The organism is Cognatundibacterium crateris, from assembly GCF_010078235.1.
GTDB lineage: Bacteria > Pseudomonadota > Gammaproteobacteria > Burkholderiales > Burkholderiaceae_D > Undibacterium > Undibacterium crateris.
In genome coordinates this window covers 1-960 of the sequence record NZ_JAABOS010000034.1, presented here as the reverse complement: position 1 = coordinate 960, position 960 = coordinate 1, and the positions used below count along the sequence as shown (strand labels likewise).

Annotated in this window: 2 protein-coding genes; both read left to right on the top strand. The window is 43.3% G+C overall.

What is annotated here, in order from left to right; genetic code table 11:
• The first annotated feature begins 341 nt into the window (after nt 1-341).
• Nucleotides 342-722, top strand: coding sequence for a hypothetical protein (locus tag EYB48_RS18980; protein WP_162021938.1), 381 nt, complete (start codon nt 342-344; stop codon nt 720-722).
• Nucleotides 723-735: 13 nt separating this feature from the next.
• Nucleotides 736-960: recombination-associated protein RdgC (gene rdgC / locus EYB48_RS18975; RefSeq protein WP_162021937.1), on the top strand; the 225-nt coding region annotated here is incomplete at its 3' end.

Here is a 960-nt window from a genome sequence, read left to right as displayed (position 1 = left end):
GGGATCGAACCGGCGTCTACGGCTTTGCAGGCCGCCACAACCTCATATAAATCAATGACTTAGCTCACTTAGCCACCTCTTTATCCACCTTTTGTTTGATGCGCTACTTCAATGACGCTATCTTACCTGAAATAGCCTAATTTGGGTAGTGGTGCCGAACAGCAAATTTCACTCTTAGATAGCTTGCTTAAATAGTCGTTTATGGCTATTATTATGCACATAGAGCTAACAATGGAGGACGTTGTGAAATCATTAATACGCTTTTTTGACTCAAAGCCGCATTTTTACATGCTCGGATGTATGGCTTTGTATTTCGTTGCTACTTACGCTGAAAGTTCACTATGAATATCAAAATGGTAATCAAAACAATCCGCCAAGTATTCTTTTGGACTGAATTAGATACGCTTGAGCGCGAATTGGCAGCATCTAACGAGGCGCTTTTTCACGCCCAAAAAGATTCTGAAATGGCTATTACAACCCTAAAAATGCTTAATGAGCGCCTTACTCGTCTTCGAGGCTCGATCAATAACTCAAAAGTTCTGCGCGGCATTGAGCAGTCCGAAATTGAGATCGAGATGCTTCAAGAGTTACTTGAAACATCAAGCCGGGACATGGAGATGCTTCGCATGCGAATTCCACGGCTCGAGAAAAACATTTTCGATCTTAAAAACCAGAGCACCAACTCCGCATCACCAACAACAACCGTTTTACCAAATAAATAAAGGATTCCCTATCATGTGGTTCAAAAGTCTACAGATATTTCGTCTAAATGCGCCTTGGAACATCAGCGCCGACGAGCTCAATACGCAACTCGCCAAAATTTCTTTTTCGCAATGTGCATCCAATGAAATGCAGAGCCAGGGCTGGGCTTCGCCACGCAATAATGACTTGCTGATTCACAACGTCAATCAACAGTTCCTGATCACGCTGGCGACAGAAAAGAAGCTGCTGCCTTCCAGT